20 protein-coding genes and 2 pseudogenes are annotated in these 19744 nt (G+C 40.2%); 10 read left to right on the top strand and 12 right to left on the bottom strand.

All coding sequences use genetic code 11. The features are described 5' to 3' along the window. Positions 1–114: 114 nt before the first annotated feature. Both VP98_RS14950 and VP98_RS19480 read right to left on the bottom strand, forming a co-directional pair. Entirely contained in the window at positions 115–789 is a 675-nt protein-coding gene (locus tag VP98_RS14950) for a hypothetical protein (RefSeq protein WP_046176206.1), read from the bottom strand. Between the two features lie 785 nt (positions 790–1574). Continuing rightward, on the bottom strand, positions 1575–1883 hold the full coding sequence (locus VP98_RS19480; RefSeq protein WP_082087948.1) for a DDE-type integrase/transposase/recombinase: 309 nt from the start codon (positions 1881–1883) through the stop codon (positions 1575–1577). A 700-nt stretch (positions 1884–2583) separates the two neighbouring features. On the opposite strand from VP98_RS19480, the gene VP98_RS18980 reads away from it, so the two are divergent. Continuing rightward, on the top strand, positions 2584–2742 hold the full coding sequence (locus VP98_RS18980; protein ID WP_156151405.1) for a hypothetical protein: 159 nt from the start codon (positions 2584–2586) through the stop codon (positions 2740–2742). A gap of 679 nt (positions 2743–3421) precedes the next feature. On the opposite strand, the gene VP98_RS14935 is transcribed toward VP98_RS18980, so the two are convergent. After that, positions 3422–3880: a DUF4878 domain-containing protein gene (locus VP98_RS14935; protein ID WP_046176204.1), complete on the bottom strand. Its 459-nt coding sequence runs from the start codon at positions 3878–3880 to the stop codon at positions 3422–3424. A gap of 344 nt (positions 3881–4224) precedes the next feature. On the opposite strand from VP98_RS14935, the gene VP98_RS14930 reads away from it, so the two are divergent. Beyond that, entirely contained in the window at positions 4225–4503 is a 279-nt protein-coding gene (locus VP98_RS14930) for a DUF6843 domain-containing protein (RefSeq protein ID WP_046176203.1), read from the top strand. Between the two features lie 265 nt (positions 4504–4768). On the opposite strand, the gene VP98_RS19475 is transcribed toward VP98_RS14930, so the two are convergent. The 5 genes from VP98_RS19475 to VP98_RS14920 form a co-directional block, all read right to left on the bottom strand. Continuing rightward, positions 4769–4966, bottom strand: a complete 198-nt coding sequence (locus VP98_RS19475; RefSeq protein WP_407919226.1) for a DUF3238 domain-containing protein — start codon at positions 4964–4966, stop codon at positions 4769–4771. Positions 4967–4992: 26 nt separating this feature from the next. Further along, on the bottom strand, positions 4993–5346 hold the full coding sequence (locus VP98_RS14925; protein WP_046176202.1) for a hypothetical protein: 354 nt from the start codon (positions 5344–5346) through the stop codon (positions 4993–4995). Positions 5347–5488: 142 nt separating this feature from the next. Beyond that, the gene (locus tag VP98_RS19470) at positions 5489–5827 is read right to left on the bottom strand and encodes a transposase (protein ID WP_407919225.1); all 339 of its coding nucleotides are present in this window, start codon (positions 5825–5827) and stop codon (positions 5489–5491) included. Positions 5828–5900: 73 nt separating this feature from the next. After that, a complete protein-coding gene (locus VP98_RS19465; RefSeq protein WP_407919224.1) occupies positions 5901–6062 on the bottom strand; it encodes a hypothetical protein in 162 nt (53 codons plus the stop codon). Between the two features lie 549 nt (positions 6063–6611). Further along, positions 6612–6953: a hypothetical protein gene (locus VP98_RS14920; protein ID WP_046176201.1), complete on the bottom strand. Its 342-nt coding sequence runs from the start codon at positions 6951–6953 to the stop codon at positions 6612–6614. 569 nt (positions 6954–7522) lie between these two features. On the opposite strand from VP98_RS14920, the gene VP98_RS14915 reads away from it, so the two are divergent. From VP98_RS14915 to VP98_RS14905, 4 genes and pseudogenes are all read left to right on the top strand, one after another. Continuing rightward, on the top strand, positions 7523–8185 hold the full coding sequence (locus tag VP98_RS14915) for a Panacea domain-containing protein (RefSeq protein ID WP_046176200.1): 663 nt from the start codon (positions 7523–7525) through the stop codon (positions 8183–8185). Further along, positions 8185–8598, top strand: coding sequence for a hypothetical protein (locus tag VP98_RS14910; RefSeq protein ID WP_197076606.1), 414 nt, complete (start codon positions 8185–8187; stop codon positions 8596–8598). The genes VP98_RS14915 and VP98_RS14910 overlap by 1 nt, the downstream gene beginning before the upstream one ends. A gap of 164 nt (positions 8599–8762) precedes the next feature. Then, positions 8763–8927 (top strand): annotated as a pseudogene (locus tag VP98_RS19460) (stalk domain-containing protein); the annotation flags it as partial. A 25-nt stretch (positions 8928–8952) separates the two neighbouring features. Continuing rightward, on the top strand, positions 8953–9174 hold the full coding sequence (locus VP98_RS14905) for a hypothetical protein (protein WP_046176199.1): 222 nt from the start codon (positions 8953–8955) through the stop codon (positions 9172–9174). Between the two features lie 684 nt (positions 9175–9858). On the opposite strand, the gene VP98_RS14900 is transcribed toward VP98_RS14905, so the two are convergent. From VP98_RS14900 to VP98_RS14890, 3 genes and pseudogenes are all read right to left on the bottom strand, one after another. Beyond that, positions 9859–12378, bottom strand: a complete 2520-nt coding sequence (locus VP98_RS14900) for a lipocalin-like domain-containing protein (RefSeq protein ID WP_046176211.1) — start codon at positions 12376–12378, stop codon at positions 9859–9861. A gap of 677 nt (positions 12379–13055) precedes the next feature. Beyond that, positions 13056–14194: pseudogene (locus tag VP98_RS14895) on the bottom strand (NADH:flavin oxidoreductase). Positions 14195–14369: 175 nt separating this feature from the next. Next, positions 14370–14747 (bottom strand): DnaJ family domain-containing protein, encoded by a 378-nt coding sequence (locus VP98_RS14890; protein WP_046176198.1) that lies wholly within the window; start codon positions 14745–14747, stop codon positions 14370–14372. An 840-nt stretch (positions 14748–15587) separates the two neighbouring features. Between VP98_RS14890 and qoxA the strand changes: the two genes are divergently transcribed. From qoxA to qoxD, 4 genes are read left to right on the top strand one after another with little or no spacing between them, the layout of a single operon-like run. Beyond that, on the top strand, positions 15588–16523 hold the full coding sequence (gene qoxA, locus VP98_RS14885) for a cytochrome aa3 quinol oxidase subunit II (protein ID WP_046176197.1): 936 nt from the start codon (positions 15588–15590) through the stop codon (positions 16521–16523). A 30-nt stretch (positions 16524–16553) separates the two neighbouring features. Next, a complete protein-coding gene (qoxB, locus tag VP98_RS14880; protein ID WP_046176196.1) occupies positions 16554–18500 on the top strand; it encodes a cytochrome aa3 quinol oxidase subunit I in 1947 nt (648 codons plus the stop codon). Next, positions 18500–19096 carry a cytochrome aa3 quinol oxidase subunit III gene (qoxC, locus tag VP98_RS14875; RefSeq protein ID WP_046176195.1) on the top strand — a complete coding sequence of 199 codons (597 nt, stop codon included), beginning with the start codon at positions 18500–18502 and terminating at the stop codon, positions 19094–19096. Before qoxB ends, qoxC begins: the two co-directional genes overlap by 1 nt. Positions 19097–19100: 4 nt before the next feature. Further along, entirely contained in the window at positions 19101–19391 is a 291-nt protein-coding gene (qoxD, locus tag VP98_RS14870; protein WP_046176210.1) for a cytochrome aa3 quinol oxidase subunit IV, read from the top strand. 51 nt (positions 19392–19442) lie between these two features. On the opposite strand, the gene VP98_RS14865 is transcribed toward qoxD, so the two are convergent. Continuing rightward, positions 19443–19679: a hypothetical protein gene (locus VP98_RS14865; protein WP_046176194.1), complete on the bottom strand. Its 237-nt coding sequence runs from the start codon at positions 19677–19679 to the stop codon at positions 19443–19445. Positions 19680–19744 lie beyond the last annotated feature (65 nt).

The following is a 19744-nucleotide window of genomic DNA, read 5'->3' as shown; positions in this document are numbered from 1 at the left end:
GTCCTCTTTCTTTTGTTTAAGTACGATTTGCCACAAGCTTTGTACTCGATATTAATGGCGTTTTCAATTATTAGAGGAATGCTGCTCAGTCAGTTCGACAAGCCGAAAGGGAACTTATTGATCCAGTTCTTTATCTTTCTTTTTTATTTCATTACTAACAATTTTTAGTGCTTGAGTAAGCAATTCAAAAAAATCAGTATTAATTTCTTTGTCTATACTCTTCAGCTCAAAAATATTCGGGTCAAGCGGGTGTTGTTCGAATGACAGTCCCTTGACTTTTTGTTCAAAGTTAGCCTTTTCTTTTGCCGTAAATTTTTCATCTGGTGAATGAACAAAACGATTTCTTATTTGATTATAAGCATATATCTTTTGCCATAATATTTCGGTATCATTGATATTTAATCCAACAACTTTCTTTAAGTAAAAAAGATATTTCTTTACACCATTATGCCTGATATCTTCAGGGTTTAATGATAAATTATATTTTCTTTCACATTCATTTGAAATTGTATTAAGTGTTTTTTCTAGATATGAGTACTGCGATATTAAAGCTGACGTTCTCATTATTTTAGGGAAAACCTTTTCTATGTTATAAAATTGGTCCTCATACATATATTCAAAAATTTGTTCGTGATCCTCGGGTGGATAGTTCTTTATATGTTCGTTATAAGACCGTTCTAATTGTGACTGTTCTTTGTAAATATTTTCTTCCATAAAATCAATATAATTTTTAAAGTTTTCGTTCTCTAAATCAATTGCAAATTCAAGCCAAGTTAACCTTTGAAACATTAGCGTCCTCCTGTTTTTTAATAAAAGCATAACACAAGATTAGAATCTAGGTAGGGTATACTTAGTTTTCTTATGGAATTAAAGTGCTCTGTTATTTCAATAAGAAAATCAACATTTTTCTTTAATAGAACTAAAGAGAAAGATAATCGTTCTCCTCAACAGCAGGAGCTTTTGGAACCTCGCAAGGAACTGAATGAAACAGTTTAGAATAAAGAACGATATCTTAAAGTAAGCCGCGCCGATCATGGAATGAAAGTAAATGTCATTAAGCGAAATAGAGATGAATACTCGGTATTAGCAATGTACGGCGTCCTGCAAATCACATGTAGTACCTACCTACTCTATGAGGCCGATGAATGTCAGTAAGAAGACGATATAACAGGTGCTGTCATAGAGATTTTCAAACAAAACAGAAGTGCCTACGGGTACACACAAGATCAAAGTCGAACTGCACAAGCGTGGATTTACGGTTTCCAGAGGGCATATTGGCCGCATTACGTATTATATGAAGAAACAATCCCTTGTTTCTTCATATTGTTAGCAAGAGTACATAGTGTTTTTTATGTTGCATTAGGAAGTTTTTATTTATCGTTATTAAACTAAACTGCTTTGTTAGTTGAGGAGGAAAAAAGACCGGTTGGAACAGCAGCCGGTTTTTAAACTCTTGCACCCCATTAGTTGAAGAAGTGAAAGAGCAAGCGTAAGATGCTCTAAACTATCAAACTTCATCTGGCTGATAAACTCTGTTTTAACGATTTTAAATGTGGCTTCCGCCACGGCAATTATCATTTGGACAGTTTTAAGGAGCGGCCAATCTGGAAGGCTGGTAACGTTTCGTCAATGAGCTGGTTTTTAAATTCGCTGCCACGGTCGGTATGGAACAGCTGGATATCCCGCAGATCACCTTGAATAGAAGAAAAAGTCCGTGCGACAAGGCCTGCATCTTTGTTGGGTCCTGTGCTGAAGCCAATGATTTCGCGATTAAAGAGATCGACAAAGATACATACGTAATGCCATTTGTTTTTGACTTTGATGAATGTTAAATCACTGACGACTACTTTTTTCGCTTTTGTCTGATGAAACTGCGTTTCAATTCATTCGCCTGAGCTGACTCATTACAGGGAGTTTTCTGCGGCTTGAACTGTGCCACTGTAACAAGCCCTTGTTCCTTCATGATGCGGCCAATACGTCTCCTAGAAACCGTAAATCCATGCTTATGCAATTCGACTTTGAGCTGCTTTAGTTCCTTGCGAAGTTCCAAAAGCTCCTGCTGTTCAGGAGAATGATTGTCTTTCTCTTTAAGGTTTCAGCCTGGTTGATTCATCGGTCAAGAGATGACGGAGTCAGATCACATTCATCAATAATCGCTCGTTTCGTTTTTCCATTCTGGTACAACTGCACCATTTGCTTTTTAAACTCGGGCGTGAATGTGCGGCGTTCTCACTTTGTCATAGTTGGAACTCCTCATCTGTTTTAGGTCAAGTGTACGTGACCTTAATTTTTCTGTCCGGATAAGTAGTCGCTCCAATACCTATCCCTAATGCAGAAAATCCAGAAATGATTTTAAACGGAAATAATGATACAATGACATCACTAGCCTCCTGTCCTTCTGGCTATGAATTAAGAAAATATAATTGCAAAAAAGTAGCTAAGATCAACTGGGGCTGTCTGGCTGCATGTACTGTGCTAGTTAAAAAAAGCATCTGTGTTCGTTGCACCTACTCCATGGAAGAGTGTTTGGTAGATTGCTTTCCTAAAGGAGTCTACGTATAAAAAAGGGAGAAGGTGAAGCTTATGAAAATAATCAATAATGAGCATACTGAACCTGATCATGCATTTGTTTACGTTATACTTAGCCTTCTTTCCCTCTTAACCCTTAGAAAGATAAAAAAAGTAGAAAAAAAACGAATTGCCCTTAAAAAAAAGATTAAAGTAAAAACCCAACAGCTCTAATTTACGGCTGGTTATCATAACAATATTATTGCCTCAACAAGCAAAAAATCCAATGTAGGAAATACTCCTACATTGGATTTTTTATTAAGCCTTTTTAGTATAGGTTTGGACTCCCACGTCGAAGATTTCACTCGGAATAGCCCGGGGAGCATATTATTTATGCTATTGGCAAAGAATGTGATATAGCCCTACTGCTGTTGTTTTAATCTCATCTTTACTTAAAAGGGTAACATAATATTCACTTAGATCTAATTCGGTCCTTTCCTCTGTATCCTCATTAAAGATAAGTACATAGGTTTTCTCTTTTTCTTTCCAAGCAATATTAAAGACAGCCCGGTTAGTAGTCATGCCGGACAGATTCAAACTAATGAGCAATTTAGAGGGAATTTTAACGCAATTTGCTCTTCCTCAACTACACATACTACTTCTTCAGCTTCATTTAAAAACGAGGTATTTACTCCCCAAAAGGATTTGTTTCTTTAGTCAAATCGTTTTCTAGTATAGAGAAGAACTTGCTTATCCTCCACTCGAAAAAGCGAGTGCTGGATTGAACGCATTGAAGCGCCATTATAAGGAAGTTTTAATTAAATAGGGCTAATTGTTTGGTATGCATCTCTTCACTTTTACAAATAGTAATTCTATTCATACTCGTATAACTAATAAAGTGTTACTAAATTTACTACCTGACTGGTTCCTTTATTACCTTATAGTCAGGATCTTTTTTTGCATCTTTAAGTTCGATTTTTACTTTCCATTCACCGTTTTGTTTGACTAGGTGGACGGGTGCTTGCTCAACGCTGCCATCTTCAAATTCTAAACGGGTAATGACAATAGCTTTATCGTCCTTAATTTCCTTTACTTTCTTAATCTCGTAATGAACTAGTGCGGGTGTAATGTTTGAAAGCTGTTTATATCCATCAATCAGCTCTTGTTTGTCTGTCCCGAAGCGGTCATCAATAACCAGATCAGTGAATTTTTCGTAATCCCCATCTTTACCGATCTCCAAATATTCTTTTACAAATTCTTCCGGAGAAGAAATATCCTTTGCGAAGGAGTTTGTTATAAATGGAGTAGCTATTACAGTTGATACTACAACAACTAAAATTGGGATGAGCAGTTTCTTTTTAATAAATACCACCTCTTTTTTAGTTTATCCTTTCATTAAGAATTTAACATAAAATGGTTAACTATTCTAAAGATTTTGCGAATTTTCTCTTTTGTCAATAACAAATAAATATGTAGTGGATGATTTGAATTGTCAACACTAAGATAACTTTTCATTGTACTTCCCCACCTCTTGCTCCTACTCCATATAATGTATAATTGTAGAAAATACACTGGGTCACTTCGATGATTTAGCAGCATGAGGAGATTTCATCAAATGAAAGGTGTACCACCTTCACTAATGCAGTGTATTCAATTCATCAGGTGGCTACAGTATGTTTTGATTTTTATCCATTATTAAATGTTAGGAGGGGTTCCTTGAATAAGAAAGTTTTATTCTTATTGCTTGGAATTATTGCTGTGGTTATTGGTGCGTATGCGTGTACCGATAACGAAGATGAAAAAGGTATTGATAAGGTATATCTATTACCAGATGGGTTTAATAAAGAGTCAGTTGTAGTTAATTTTAATGTTGACGGTGCTCCGCCATTAGAGGTTAAGGAGAATAAAATCGTGTATACGATCCCAGAGAGTGGAGTTTTAACTACATCTTCAGATTCAAGCATTCAAGAGCGGCATTCAAGAGCGAACAGATGACGGTAGCGTAGAGTGGCATGATATAGAGGCCTATTGTGATAAACGCGGTGATGAGCTAACTAAGGAGCAGATCGGACAAGGTGGCGCAGCTGGTTCTTCCGAAGACGAGCAAGCAGAGAAGGAAAGTTTCATTCAGTCATTTATTCCAGCGGAAGGCTCTGCAAGTGTCTGTCCATAAAAACCGTTATTCGTATGTAGATAAATATATATAAAACTCTCAAAGAATTTACTAATATTCTTTGAGAGTTTTTCTTTTAAACGATACTTAACTTACCGTTTTGTTAACGGAATGTTCTTCCGAGTATGGAAGAGAACTCGTTGTTTGCTGAGTAAACCGACATACCGTTTTCAATGGTCCACCGTCCACTCGCTTACAAATTTCATAACTTGGGTATCCATCGTATTTTTCTTTAACAGGTACACTTCCATTGGTGTACATAGTTACATACAGAGTATAACTAATTGCTGGGGACCCGTACTGTAATAGGTTTATAGCATTAATAGTGAGTTTAAACCGTTTGTATGTTGTACCGATCCATCCTGGATATAGTCTAAGTCAGATAGCGGTGCATAATCATATGAATACTGGCATGAGTTAGAGTCCCATACTCGTCGCACCGTCTGGCCTATATATTCGCGATACTCCGAAGCCTTAGTCAAACGGTCCATTTCTAAATATTGATATGTTTTTGAATTTGTTGAATCTGGTCCATATGAGCTGAATTCGCGATCATTCCCATTAAATTGCATCCCGTGATCTGCGTAATCCGCATCACTTCCTAAAAGATTTACCCAGTCGTGATTCTTAATAAATATCATAATTGATACTTCTACACTAGCCAATTTTCATTCCTCCTTTAGTACCTTACGCAAGGTTATCTAATAAAGAGAAAGAGAGAGAACGTAAATAACTAGGGTGTGTCTGAAAACTCCATACTTCTCCCTTATTTAGACAACATAAAAATAGAAGCGACATAAACAAAGGCTAAAAAGAAGCAGCCAGCTTGTCATAACGAGTAGCGACCCGGCAAAAATGCTTTAATTTATTGAAAAAACACTCGACTGAATGGCGCTCTTTATAGGTCCACCAATCGCATGCCCATGGATCGACTGTGTTTGATTTAGGTGGAATGGCGTAAGCTGCCTGATGAGAAGTGAGAAAAGAGCGGATTTCGTTTGTTCCGTAGGCTTTGTCGGCCACGACGCTGTTCTGTTCTAGCGGGACATGGGAAAGAACTTCTGTGGCCACTTTCGAATCGTGAACGCTGCCAGCAGATAGCTGAAAGTAAAGGGGATTTCCTAATCCATCTACAACCGCATGGATTTTCGTGGTATGCCCGCCGCCGCTTACGCCGATATGTTGGTTCGACTCGGCATTTACAGCCCCTTTTTAGCCCCTATGCTATGTTGGTGGGCTTTGACAGAGGTAAATCAATCATGATATGTTCAGCGTCGATCTCGACATGTAGTGCATGAAAAATAGCTTTGAGGGTTCCATCATCCTGCCATTTGCAGAACAGGCTGTACACCGTTTTCCATGGGCCGTATCGTTCCGGCAGGTACCACCAGGCAGCGCCGCTTCTGAAGATTCATAAAATGGCATTGGTCATATCACGGTTGTTCTTTCCCGGCCGGTTTTTGCCCGCGGAAAGAACACGCTGATTTTTTCCATTGATAATCTTCTATCTCATACCGTTTCCCTGTCATCTTCCCATCTCCCTTTAATCTGATGGGTATGGTTGTAGGCGAAACGTCGAGATGGGGCAAGGCTTATTTCATTTTTTTAGTTTTCAGAAACAACCTAGTTTATCATGAATGTCCTGTTAGCTATTTTGATAATTGTTGTACAGCCAAAAAAAGTTATCTCTTTTTTGGAATTATCCATACCATACTTATTAAGTCTTGACGCTAATAAAAGGGTAATTTAATTTTGATTTTGTATTATCTGGATTATAGAATCCTTTCTAAAATGAACCACAGGCTCTTTAAACGTATTTCTATATGGTAAATATATAAACGTCAAGAAATCTCCGTTAAACCACAGTTTAATGATGTTGTATAGTGTCGGAAAAGCCTTGGCTATCAAATTCAGCCGGGGCTTTTAGTAGTTACATATCTTCATAATTTATTGGTTTGATCGCCTTTCCATCCTTGAACTTCGCCCATTGTTCAATCTTATTTTCTTTATTTAAGTAAAATATATATTCCATGGTATTTTCCTTATCATCTTTCAATGGTTTCACTACATACGTTCTTGTTGCTGCCCACCATGCATCGTGTGATTGTCTATCTACCACTGTGATACCAAAACCTAATTTCGACTCGATTTGTTGAACTTCCTTGTGCCTGTCAACCAACTGCCATGTGATTAACCCGGCCACCACTAGAGGTATCAGACCTAGACCAATAAACTTAATCCGCTTTGAAGTAGTTCTTCTAACTCCCGTCATTTTATCCCTCCCTTGTTCTCCAAACTTAATCCGACTTTATAGTAGCCTGTTAAAGATTAAATATAACTCAAATGCAATTATATCGTATTGGAAAAGTCTTGGATATATAAAAACTAGGGCCTTTTTTGGGTTCGTCGGGTGGAAGTAGAGTTATTCATTGCACTTGATAAATTGTACGCGAAATGAAAATCCGTAATTATGATATTGGTGTTTAAGAAGTTAACCTTCATTGACTTCAGCTTGGATTTTCCATTTCGTTGTATAATCTAAAGGTAATTCTGCTTCCATTACTAGGATTTCTTCAAATAGAGGTTCTTCTGTATGAAAGTGTTGAAGGACAAACCTATCTACACCCTAACTTTCACCGGCTAGGTTTTTTAATTTCCCACTTTGATTGGCAAGTAACAAAAAACAGGATTTTGAAGATTAAATAAATGGTATATATAAATACCAACAATGTTGTTTCATAATTATAGAAATCAAGTAATATTTTACACAAACGGATGTTTCTATGATAAACTACTTATTAGAGAGAGAAAGAGGGACTAGTTTCACGAGGAGGAACTACAATGGCAAAAGAGGCTAAAAATTTTGCTAACTACTTCATAAAAAAAGAGTATGATTATCCGCGTAATACGTTTGATGGTAACATGAAGTTGCAAAAAATGCTTTACTTTTCTCAGTTGATCCATTTAGCCCTGCAAGATAAAAAACTTTTTGCAGATAGCATGTATGCTTTTAAAAATGGAACAGTGATTGAAAGCGTCCGACAACAGTATCAACACAATCATTATGAAACAGTTCAGGAGGCCTTGTCAGACGAGCCTGAATTAACTGAAGAAGAAAAACGGTCCTTAGAAATTGCCGAAAGAATTTTCGGTGGTCTGGACGCCCAAACTTTATCAGATTTAAATCATCAACAGTATAGCTGGATCGAGTCTTATGAAAACTCAAAAGAAAGCAATGGCTACCATAATAAGGAACGCGCTTTTATTGAGGAAGAACTAATACGTACACATGATCTAGATAAAATTAAAGAAGTGATTGATCTTGCTACGGCAGAAGAAGATGATGACGAAAAATATGAAATTGTAAATGGAACTACATTTTATTATGATCCTAACACGATTACAATGAATACAGATTTATTGGAAACGTTAGAAAACTTCAGAGGAGAAGATTCCGTTTATTCGATCTGTTACGACGAAAAACACGGACATATTATTTTCTAATGAATATAGTTCAAGGACAAGGTTTAATGATGTGTTTAGATTTTGCCGACGGAGCGGAATGCACGTACCCAAGAACTTTTCTTGTCTTGGATACAGATGTACAATCAAACCAAATATCATTGTTAAATATTTCTTCAGTGAAGAAAAAAGAACATAAATTGTTATACTCTTCTAATTTAAATGTAGTTAAATTCAAACCACCTTTCTATTTGAAAAGTTTTGTTAAATTAGATTCTTTGTATGTGATAGAGTATTTTCCGGATTTAGTTAATAAAGTAATGGACGGTGGACAAACTTTAGATCCTCTTGAATTAACGAATATTCAATTCCGTTACAACTCCTATCTAACTGACAATGAAGTTAACAGCGTTTTTTATCAAATAGATAAAGTAAGAAGCTTAAACGCTTTATAAGACCTCTTTAGGTCTTTTTTTAGTTACGATAATATTATATTATTTCCTGTCTTGACCGGCGGGGTTTTGTTCTCTAGAATCATGGCTCCTGCACCGGTTCCCTATAAAACGCTATTTAACAGTAAAGAGATTCATTTGGGAGGGCGGCACAAAGAACAAACAAAGGTTTCATGGTCCCGCTTCGTGGTGTATTTGAGAAGGTAGGCGGAAGTGTTTCAACGAACGGAAAGAAAATTCTCGTAAAGAATGGATCAGATGTGCTGACAGTTACACAGGGTTCTGCCACAGCCGATTTAAACGAAAAAAACTCACGATTCCTCAAGCGGTAACGGTTGTTAAAGGAAATACAATGGTATGATCACAAAGCTGTTTCCCAATATAAAGGTAACGAGCAGTGTTGCACAGAAGAAGATCAATTTTACTTATTCTGTTGCTTCACAACCCGTTTTTTCAGAACCTGTCACTGAAGCGGTATTAAAAAATGGAATGCCGGCAAGAGCACCAAAAAAGCCCGGCCCGTACAGCTGGTCAATTGCTACATACTACGACAGCCATACCTACACCTTTATAAATTAAAAAGAGTATGATATAGAAGTTTTCATTCGTTTCTAACTATATCAGAGATAGTACAAAATTAGAGGCTATAATCCCCTCTGAACTAATACTTTCTTCTTTAAAATAATCATTGGTTTTATGTTTTTATATATGCTAAAATAGCTTAAAGATAGGAAGCCTATTATTTAACAATAACATGTTAAAAATAAACAATAATCATAAATTTTCAACATAATTTATGTAAACAACCTCTTATTGTTTAAAATTACATGCTGTACTAAATATTATGTTAACTTTAAAATGAAAAATGAAAAAGCTGCATTTTAAATTTGTCCCTTTTCCCATTCCCTCATCCGGTGTTTTCTTCATTTCCGCCTGTTTAATTTCATACTGCCTTTAATAATTTCAATTTCGTATCCACCACTCCATGATTACTTTTCCGAAATATCTTTTTGATCCATAAATGAAAAAAATCACGGGTTTTTACAAAGAAAATATTATTCAAAGAAAATGATTTTGTTAAATCTGAGATTAACCTTCGTTTTTGTCCATACCATATGAAAATTCTTTTTACCAAAAAGTCCGCGCGGCAAATTCCTGTGCCGCACGGACTTTTTCTTTGCTGCTGCAGGCAAAATAAAATGATTTATAACGGACCCTGCATGTATGTTAGCAATTTTACTTTTTCAAGCCATCGCTGGCCGTTCATTTATTTGGGTTTTCGTAAAGCGACTGTATTTCTTCAGCCTGAAGCGATACTCCATCATAAACACGCACTTCATCCATTAATCCTTTGTAAGGAGTGTCCCAGTAGTTAACGCCTAAACCAAAGGCAGCATCCACGGTAGTGAATACGTTTGGAAAGTTTTCACCTGTGTATTTTGCTTCGCCGTTCATGTAAAAAACAGCTTTCCCTTCATTGACAGAAAAAGCAAGATGTGTCCACTCGCCTGCCGGAATTGTTTTATCCGTCACGGCATCGTACCAGGCATCGCCGTCGTGTGCCCAGACCATCGTATTGCCCCAGGACGTTTTCGGTACGATGCTGATCCAGTTATTCGATGTTCTTGCACCAAAGAAAGCAGTAGTAAATTCAGTGATTTGCTCGGGCTTGAGCCATAACGACACTGTGTACGTGTCACCGGTAATTAAGCCGTTGGCTAATCGCAAGCCGGAATTCCCATCAAATTTGGCGGCCTGTCCGGCAATTCCTTCAGCAAAGGTAATCTCACCGCCTGTGTTGTTAAGGCGATTACCTGTCACAGCCGCTTCCTCTTTCGTACCTGTACGATTCTCCAAACCGTTATTAAAGTCGTAGAAAGCAGATAAGCCCCCTTCAGACTTTGCGGCGACAGTGACGCTAATTGTCACTGTTTCCGTTGCATTCCCCAGTTTAATCGCAGCAGTCAGGTCTACTACAGCATCTTCGGAACCAGGGGCTGGCCGTGTTACGGAGCCTTCAGCAGAAATGATCTCCGGATGAGAAGATTCCCAGGTAATTTCTGCTCCTCTTGCTGCTGTTTTTGGCAGTGTAATATCGCTAATGGCCGTTGATGGCAGGCTTGTGCTTAATTCTTGTTTGATTGCTTTGACTAAATCTTTATCAGAAGACGCTTTTACATGGCTTCCCCAGATAACCACTCCTTCACCTGACATAGCGCTGAAGGTCATTACCCAGCTCTGGGAGACAGGATCATACTGGCGGATAAATACACCATCATACGTTCCTTCGTTATCAATTGTTACTTTTGCCCGGTAATCATCGTAAAGCTTCCATGTACCCGTTACAGCCCCTGAAATCGTCTGATCTTTATTGAATTTGATCCACGTTGACTCTGTCAGGTCGCCGGTAATTTCTTTTCCGTGGTTAATGTATTTATAGTCACCGGTGACATCTGCTTTTGAAACTTTTTCAATCGTTTCGCCGGCATAGCGGTACGGTGTCGGCACCGGCCATTTATCCCTGTTTTTAAATGTCTGGTGTACCCGTACTTCGTGCATTTCCCCCTGCTCCGGGAAGCGGGTATGAGTCACGATAAATTCCTTGTCCAGCTTTTTATCAATCAAATACGAGTTATGGCCCGGAGAAAGGTATCCAACACCGCTTCCTGTTCCCGGTTCCCCGAGGTCTCTTTTAAACAGGAAGTTCCCGATCATTTTATTGCCGATGTCCTTATGGTCATCATTGCCCGGGAAGTTTCCAACTCCTATGTCAAAGGATTCCGGGAAAACAGCCGGATTTCCTTTTGCATCAACATACGGTCCGTCAGGATTCTTTGAGCGGAACTGTCTCATTTGATAGCCGCCATCAGACGCCAGTCCGCCATACGTGATGTAAAGGTAATAATAATCCGTTTCTTTGTCATAAACGGCGTATGTTCCTTCTGCAGACCGTCCGTAGCCGGAAGCAATCTTTGTGCCGAAGTAACGGTCAATCATTCTTCCATCTTTTGTTTTGCCGTCTTTCCCTGGATGCTTGGGCAGCCCGGTTTTCTTATCCAATTCTAAAATAAAGGTTCCGCCGGACCAGGAGCCGTACGTCATATACAACTTGTTATTTTGAGCCTGGAGGATATTCGCATCAATGGCATTGGTATAAAGTTTATTATTATATTCCCCGTTTTCTGTGAACCAATTTGGATTCACTTTATTAATATCGCCGTCTTGAACAAGCTCGTCGATATTTGTGTTTTTCCAGTGCTTATTAACATCGCTGTTCTGGTCATATGCTTCTTTATTCGTAAACCCGGAATACATAATCGTATCAACATATTTAAACGGTCCTTCAATGTTCTTCGACACCGCGATGCCGATGGCAGAGCGGATATACGTGGAAGACACGCTGTAGTAGATCATATAAGCACCCTTAGTCCCGTCCTCATTTACATAATGCTTATTCCAAAAAATATCCGGGGCCCAGACGGCATAGCCGCCTTTGCTGTCCGCGTCATTTTCTCCTGCCCATTCAAATGACTCGGCAAGATTTGCGGATAAATCACCATATACTTTATTATCTGGTGTTGTATACCCGTTTGTGAATCTGTCCCAATTGATTAAATCCGTTGATTTAGCCCCATCAATATGTGAACCAAATACATAATACGTTCCTGTTTTCGGATCTTTAATAACAGACGGGTCATGAACGGAAGCATTTCTGAACTTAATCGGTTCAGAATCATTTGGTTTCTCATCCGCGAGAGCACTGCCCGGTATTAATAATGGCATTACTAGAAAAGCAGACAAGAGCCTTTTAAACTGGCCTTTTGTTTTCAATTTGTCTCCTCCTTTATGAACGGTTGGGAAAACGCATACATTTATCACGGCATCTTTGCGTTAAGAACAGCGGTCATCAGCTTTTGCTGATAAAAAATCGGAATCTTCCGAATAAATAAGATATTCTTATATAAAAAACGAGAAAAAGGAAATACTTTAACATGTTCTCATAAAAGTGCACCGGTAAGTAGCTGGATAAATGTACGTACCAATATTAACATTTATATAAATCTATCTTTTTCACACCTCCGATCATGAAAACGTATACTAACCATTGTTAACCGCTTACATTACAATTTTATCAACTTAAACCTTATTATACAATACAGAAAAATCATAAATTTTAAAAAACCAGCCAAAACTTAACCGTACAAGTTTGGTATATTCATAAAATAAATAAATCACTTTTAATAGAATAAGTTCTTTTTATGCTTAAGATAAATGGTTACTTCTTTATATGGGGATGCCGCGTTTATTTTAATGAAATACGAAAAGCAAATAACCGGGCAGGAATTCCCCCGGTTATTTGCTCAACCTCTGAATGATCTTCACCCGCCGCTGCAGTATTTTAGGTAGTTACCAGCGCTGTTCTTCCATTTAAGCTGAAAAATTCCTGCATCGTGCGGCTTTTATTGTTTTACTTCAAATTCCTTGATTTTTGCGGTAGGGCTTAACACTTTTTCCGGCTGAAAGTCCTGTAACGGCTCTTCTTTTTTCACTCTGTTTACCAGTCATGATTTGCAAGAGCGCCTTTCCCCAGTGATATCACATCTGCTTCGCCTTTTGCAATAATGGCCTGTACCAAATCAGGTTTTTTCAGGTGTCCATTTGCAATGACAGGCAGCCCGCCGTATTTTTTTGCCAGAGCGGCCAGAGAAGCCCCTCCGTCACCAAAAGCGGAGTCAGTGGCGGCTGTTCCTTCGCCTTCTGGAAAAGCCGGCTGCCACGCTTCATATTCGGTAACATGGATAAAATCAAGGCCCGCTTCGCTTAATTGGCTGAAAATAATTTCCGCCTCTTTTTCTTTCCCCGCCCATTTATGCTCGTAATCATTTACTTTTCCCTGAGAAATCCGGATGCCGACTGTGAATTCTGCACCGACGGCCTCCCGCACCGCACGGGATACCTCTGTAAGCAGTCTTGTCCAATTTTCGGCAGAACCGCCAAATTCACCGGTACGCTTATTTGTATAGCCGGTTAAAAACTGATCGAGAATGTAGCCGTTCGCCCCGTGGATTTCCACTCCGTCAAATCCGGCTGCTTTAGCGCGTGCCGAGGCTTCTGCAAAACCTTTAATAACATCCGCAATATCTTCTTCGGACGCTTCTTTAGGCATAGGAAAAGGGCCTTTCCCTCCGTAGAACTCCATTTGCTCCCCTTTTGGCTGGGCGGCAGAAGGGGCAATCGTGCTGTTCACAAAACGGTTTCCCTGTGAAAGAGCTCCTGCATACATAAGCTGGGCAAAAATCTTTGCACCGGCCTGATGAACGGATTCAACAACTTCTTTCTAGGCTTTTTCCTGCTCGTCATCTGTCATTCCCGGCTGATTCAGATATCCCTGGCTGTATTTTTTATCGGGGTAGATGCCCTCTGTGATCACAAGCCCAAAGCCGCCCCGGGCGAATGAAGTATAATAAGAGAGCATTTGGTCCGTGGCAAGCCCTTCAGGTGTTGCGCTTGTTCGTGTCATGGGGGCTACACTCACCCGGTTTTCTAGAACCGTGCTCCCTAATGCAGCTTTTTCAAATAAATGTTTTTTGGTGCTCATTGCCACATCTCCTTCCTGTATGGAAACAGCCTTAGTATGTTCGATCTGGTTTAAATTCTTTCTCTTTTTTAATCTCCTTTTCCATATTCCTTATAATAAGGAAGCAAAACAGAGAAATACCAAAAAAGCACTCCTTTCTTTTGCAGGAGTGCTTTTTTGGCAGAATCGTTAAGACTTATTTTTCAAACAGCTTTTTCTCAATTTTCTGCTCGTAGTTTTTAAAGATGCTCGAATTTGTATTGATTTTCCTTTTGGACAGCATCTGGTTATAGCGAAGCATTTTTTCATCCAGCTGCCGTTTCAGTTCACGCTTTTCCTCTGGATCGATGCAGTCATGGACCAGTTGTTCAAGGCTGCGCATTTCTCGGCGCAGACTGGCATCTTCGGGGGTAAATCCGGCATTTTTCATCATGCGGTACGCCATCCGCAGCTCCGGCGGCAGAGAGGCAAATTCATCTTCTGGAAGCGGCTTGCCGGCACCGGGCAAATTGTCAAACAACCCTTCTTCCATCGCTTTTTTAATTTTTTCCTCCGCAATACGGAATGAATCCATGCAAATCACCTCATTTTCCGTTTTCGCTGGCCATTATGATAGCAAAATTCTTTTCGTTTTCAAAACCGCTTGAATCGGGTATAATATCAATAGAATATCATATATTAAAAAAGCTGATTCGATGTGTCCAGCACCGAATCAGCGATTACAATAGCCGGCCCTTTTGAAGGGATCGGCGTCACACAGGCTAAAACCGCCCGGGCTCGCTAAAACCTCAAGGGCGGTTTTAATCTTTTTTCTGGAATGACAGAATTGAAATAACCAGCCCCGTAAATGCTACGGTAAACATAAGCGATTCAAATACAGTCATACGGCCTCACCTCCATTCCTGCAAAGATGTACTTTGACAGTGGAGTGAGCCGACCACCCTTGAGAAACCATGGCTATTGTTCCTTCATTATAACACACTCCCGAATGTAAGTTCGAGATTTTTTGCGTGAAAAATGTAAAAAAGCATCCTTTTTCATAGAAGGATGCTTTTTTATATAAAGACATGAATTCACACATCCCGCTATGCTTTCTTTTTAATGCCGATTTTCTTTCGCGGCCTGTTTTCTATTTGCTGATAATGAAAAGCAGGTACTGTTTGATATGGCGTATAGACATATTTTCCGAAAAAGGTCTAGCCGCAATTTTCCTTTTCCGGTAAAGGAAATGCAAAACGTTGAATTTTTTGTGACACTGCCGTTTAACAATTGTTTTTTCTGGTCAATAGGATTAGCATAGGAAGAGGCGATGGATCGTTACTACTCTCGTTTGTCTGCCTTAAAATGTTCAAATGTGAAGTTATTAACAATCTGTTCGCTTTTTACTAGGCAACTTATAAGAAAGGGGTATAGCATGAAAAAGAAATGGCTGTTACTGTCAGCGTTTTTTGCTATGGCTGCAGTACTTGCAGGATGTGAAAATCCGCTTATGGTACTCGATCCGAAAGGACCGAATGCCGAAACGTTATCTGACACCATTATTATGTCCATCATTGTGATGTGCGGTATATTATTCGTTGTTTACGTGTTATATGCGTACATGCTTGTAAAGTATCGGGCTTCAAAAATGGGAGAGGATTATGAGCCTCCTCACGTACATGGCAGCACAAAACTAGAAATTATTTGGACGATTATTCCGATTATCATTGTTGTATTTTTGTCCGTAATCACCGTTCAATCAACAAAAGAAGTGGAAAGCAAGCCACTGGGATATGAGGATCAGGAGCCGCTTGTTATCTATGCAGCGTCATCTAACTGGAAGTGGCATTTCAGCTATCCGGAAGAAGGAATTGAAACTGTTAACTACGTTAATATGCCAGTTGACCGTCCGGTTGAATTCCGCCTTTACTCGTATGGGCCAATTACAAGCTTCTGGATTCCGCAGCTTGCCGGACAAAAGTACGCGATGAGTGCCCACGTGACGAAAATCCACCTGGCCGCAGATGTGCCTGGATCTTATATGGGCCGGAACTCAAACTTTAACGGCGCAGGCTATGCACAGATGGAATTTGAAGCCCAGGCAATGACAGCGGCTGATTATGACGAATGGGTGAATGATGTAAAAAACACAGCGCCTGAGCTGACTGAAAGCGAGTTCGATGAGCTGCTTGAAACAGACTTTGTAGGCCGTCAATCATATTCATCAACACACCTTGAGTTCAAGCCGGCGCCTGAAGGACATCATCATGGAACACCAACTGCAGCAGAAGAAGATTCAGCAGAAGAAGAAATGGAAACTGCTCCTTCATCAGACGCTGATCACTTCCATCATCAAGAGGCAGAAGAATAATGAATGAAAGAATGAAAGGAGATATACTTCATGGAATCGCATGAGCAGCAATTTCTCATTCTCAACGAACCAATGATCGTTGCAGCAATGATTAGTATTGTGGTCGGTGCGTTATCCCTCGTTATTGGAGTTACCTACTTTAAGAAGTGGGGCTACCTGTGGCGTGAGTGGATCACAACTGTTGACCATAAAAAAATCGGCGTTATGTACATCTTAGTCGCGCTCGTAATGCTATTCCGCGGAGGCGTTGATGCCCTCCTCATGCGCGGCCAGACAGCAATGCCGGAGAACGGCCTGCTGGATGCCCAGCATTACAATGAAATCTTTACGACACACGGCGTTATCATGATCCTGTTTATGGCGATGCCATTTATTATCGGATTAATGAACGTGGTAACACCGCTTCAAATCGGTGCACGCGATGTGGCATTCCCACGCTTAAACTCCGTCAGCTTCTGGCTGTTTGCGGTCGGTGCGGGACTGTTTAATATCTCGTTTATTATCGGAGGATCGCCGGATGCCGGCTGGTCCGCTTACTTCCCGCTTGCGAGCCTGGAGTTCAGCCCGACAGTCGGAAATAACTATTACGCAATTTCCCTGCAAATTGCAGGTCTTGGTACATTGATGACAGGGATTAACTTCCTGGTTACGATTTTAAAAATGCGCGCACCGGGCATGACATTAATGAAAATGCCGATGTTTACCTGGTCGATCTTAATCACAAACGTTATCATCGTGTTTGCGTTCCCTGTTTTAACGGTAGCACTTGCATTGATGACAATGGACCGCCAGTTTGGCACGAAATTTTTCGCCATGCAGGACGGCGGAATGGATATGCTCTGGGCCAACCTTTTCTGGGTTTGGGGACATCCTGAAGTATATATCGTTATCCTTCCTGCTTTCGGGATTTACAGTGAAATTATTTCAACGTTTGCCCGGAAAAACTTATACGGCTATAAATCAATGGTTGTCAGTATGGTCGCGATTTCCCTTCTTTCATTCGTCGTATGGGCGCACCATTTTTACACAATGGGCCACGGCGTTATGGTCAACAGCGTATTCTCGATTACAACGATGCTGATTGCCGTTCCGACCGGTGTAAAAATATTCAACTGGCTGCTTACCCTGCATAAAGGGAAAATATCGTTTACGACACCGATGCTTTACTCTCTTGCGTTTATTCCGATTTTCACAATCGGCGGCGTAACAGGAGTTATGCTTGCGATGGCAAGTGCCGATTACCAGTACCACAATACGATGTTCCTGGTAGCGCATTTCCACTATGTATTAATTCCAGGTACAGTATTTGCGGTTATCGCCGGATTCCATTTCTGGTTCCCGAAAGTATTCGGCTTCCGTTTAAACGAAAAGCTTGGCAAACTTGCTTTCTGGTTTATTACGATCAGCTTTAATGTCGCATTTTTCCCGCTGTTTATTCTTGGCTTAAACGGGATGACACGCCGTATGTACACATACTCTGAAAGCACAGGCTACGGCCCGCTGAATATGCTTTCGTTTGTCGGTGCAGTTGGACTTGGAATCGGCTTTATTATCCTTGTCTATAACTTGTACTGGAGTATCCGTTACAGCCCGCGTGATGAAACAGGAGATCCATGGGATGCCCGCTCTCTTGAATGGGCGACACACGGTCCTGTGCCATTTTATAACTTTGCCCGCATTCCGCAGGTGAACGAGCTTGATGCATTCTGGCACGCGAAGAAACACAACAAACAGCTTTGGAGCGGCCCGATTGAAAAAATTCATATGCCAAGCAACAGCGGCATGCCGTTTTTGATGAGCGGTGCGTTCTTTGCAGCCGGCTTCTGCCTCGTATTCAGCTGGTGGATTCCGACGATTATTTTCACAATCTTAATCTTTGTGTTTATGGCTCTTCGTTCATTTGAACAGGATCACGGCTACTACGTTTCTGTCGAAGAAGTTGAACGGATAGAACGGGAACTTGGAGGTGACAAATAATGAAAATTGATGAATCACTTCCGCTTGAGTACAGCACAGAAGAAAACCGGCTGAAGATTCTCGGCTTCTGGATTTTCCTTGGCGCCGAGATCGCCCTTTTCTCAACGCTGTTCGCGGTATACTTTACGCTTCATAACGGCCACGGCAATGGACCGAGCGCCGAGGAACTTTTTAAAATTACGCCAGTAATGATTGAAACAGTTTTGCTTTTAACAAGCAGCTTTACAATCGGTCTTGGTATTCACGCCATGCGCCTTGGCCTGAAAAAAGCGATGATGACATTCTTTGTTATCACACTTGTACTCGGCCTTGGATTCCTTGGCACTGAAATCTATGAGTTTGTAGAATATATTCATGAAGGTGCAACGATTCAAACAAGCGCCTTTACATCAAGCTTAATGACACTGCTTGGCACTCACGGTGCGCACGTTACGTTCGGTCTTTTCTGGGGGACGGCCATCCTTATCCAGGTAGCAAAACGCGGCCTGACACCGGAAACAGCGAACAAATCGTTTATCTTCTCGCTTTACTGGCACTTCCTAGACGTTGTCTGGATCTTTATCTTCAGCTTCGTTTATTTGAAAGGAATGATGTAAGATGATGAAGCAATTGTTCCCGAAGCAGCACGTAATGGGCTTTGTGTTTTCCATGGTCCTTTCAGTTGTTGCCCTTGCTGTTCTTGTATTTGATATGTCATACAAGATGGGAATGGCGATCCTGCTTGTGACAGCCATTGCGCAGGCACTTGTTCAGCTTCTTCTCTTTATGCATATTGGAGAATCAGAAGACAAAAAAACACTTTATACAAATATTATCTACGCCCTGTTTGTCGGCGTGGTAACTATCCTTGGAACATTGTTCACAATGATCTGGGGCTATCAAATGCTATGATCTGAGACGATCAATAGTAAGAAAAAACCGGAGCGTGATGCTCCGGTTTTTTTATATTTCTTCGTTTTCGTATCTTGAACCGACTTTTTCGATAAGTACAAAAACTAACCAGATACCGAACACCCACATGGAGCTGACTAAAATGGTTGCTCCAACAATCGACATCATGAACCCATCATTAAGACTGCCTGCAAACAAACTAACCAAAAAGATCCCTGCGCCAATCGCACAGCCTGCACCCGAAAAATACCGAATAAATGATAGCACTTTCATTTGTTCTGTTGTCATTTTTTATCAGCTCCTTCTTACTTTCTATTCTACCCACATTCACAAATTTGTCAAACTTTTTTCGC

The sequence above is a fragment of the Domibacillus indicus genome (assembly GCF_000970685.1).
Classification (GTDB): Bacteria; Bacillota; Bacilli; order Bacillales; family Domibacillaceae; genus Domibacillus; species Domibacillus indicus.
This window is presented reverse-complemented; position numbering and strand designations above follow the sequence as displayed.

Bases quoted from the DNA above. Each gene is read 5' to 3' on its own strand.
- VP98_RS14950 (WP_046176206.1), bottom strand. From the start codon at position 789: ATGTTTCAAAGGTTAACTTGGCTTGAATTTGCAATTGATTTAGAGAAC.
- VP98_RS18980 (WP_156151405.1), top strand. From the start codon at position 2,584: ATGAAAATAATCAATAATGAGCATACTGAACCTGATCATGCATTTGTT.
- VP98_RS14920 (WP_046176201.1), bottom strand. From the start codon at position 6,953: ATGACGGGAGTTAGAAGAACTACTTCAAAGCGGATTAAGTTTATTGGT.
- VP98_RS14915 (WP_046176200.1), top strand. From the start codon at position 7,523: ATGGCAAAAGAGGCTAAAAATTTTGCTAACTACTTCATAAAAAAAGAG.
- VP98_RS14910 (WP_197076606.1), top strand. From the start codon at position 8,185: ATGAATATAGTTCAAGGACAAGGTTTAATGATGTGTTTAGATTTTGCC.
- VP98_RS14905 (WP_046176199.1), top strand. From the start codon at position 8,953: ATGATCACAAAGCTGTTTCCCAATATAAAGGTAACGAGCAGTGTTGCA.
- VP98_RS14900 (WP_046176211.1), bottom strand. From the start codon at position 12,378: ATGCCATTATTAATACCGGGCAGTGCTCTCGCGGATGAGAAACCAAAT.
- VP98_RS14890 (WP_046176198.1), bottom strand. From the start codon at position 14,747: ATGGATTCATTCCGTATTGCGGAGGAAAAAATTAAAAAAGCGATGGAA.
- qoxA (WP_046176197.1), top strand. From the start codon at position 15,588: ATGAAAAAGAAATGGCTGTTACTGTCAGCGTTTTTTGCTATGGCTGCA.
- qoxB (WP_046176196.1), top strand. From the start codon at position 16,554: ATGGAATCGCATGAGCAGCAATTTCTCATTCTCAACGAACCAATGATC.
- qoxC (WP_046176195.1), top strand. From the start codon at position 18,500: ATGAAAATTGATGAATCACTTCCGCTTGAGTACAGCACAGAAGAAAAC.
- qoxD (WP_046176210.1), top strand. From the start codon at position 19,101: ATGAAGCAATTGTTCCCGAAGCAGCACGTAATGGGCTTTGTGTTTTCC.
- VP98_RS14865 (WP_046176194.1), bottom strand. From the start codon at position 19,679: ATGACAACAGAACAAATGAAAGTGCTATCATTTATTCGGTATTTTTCG.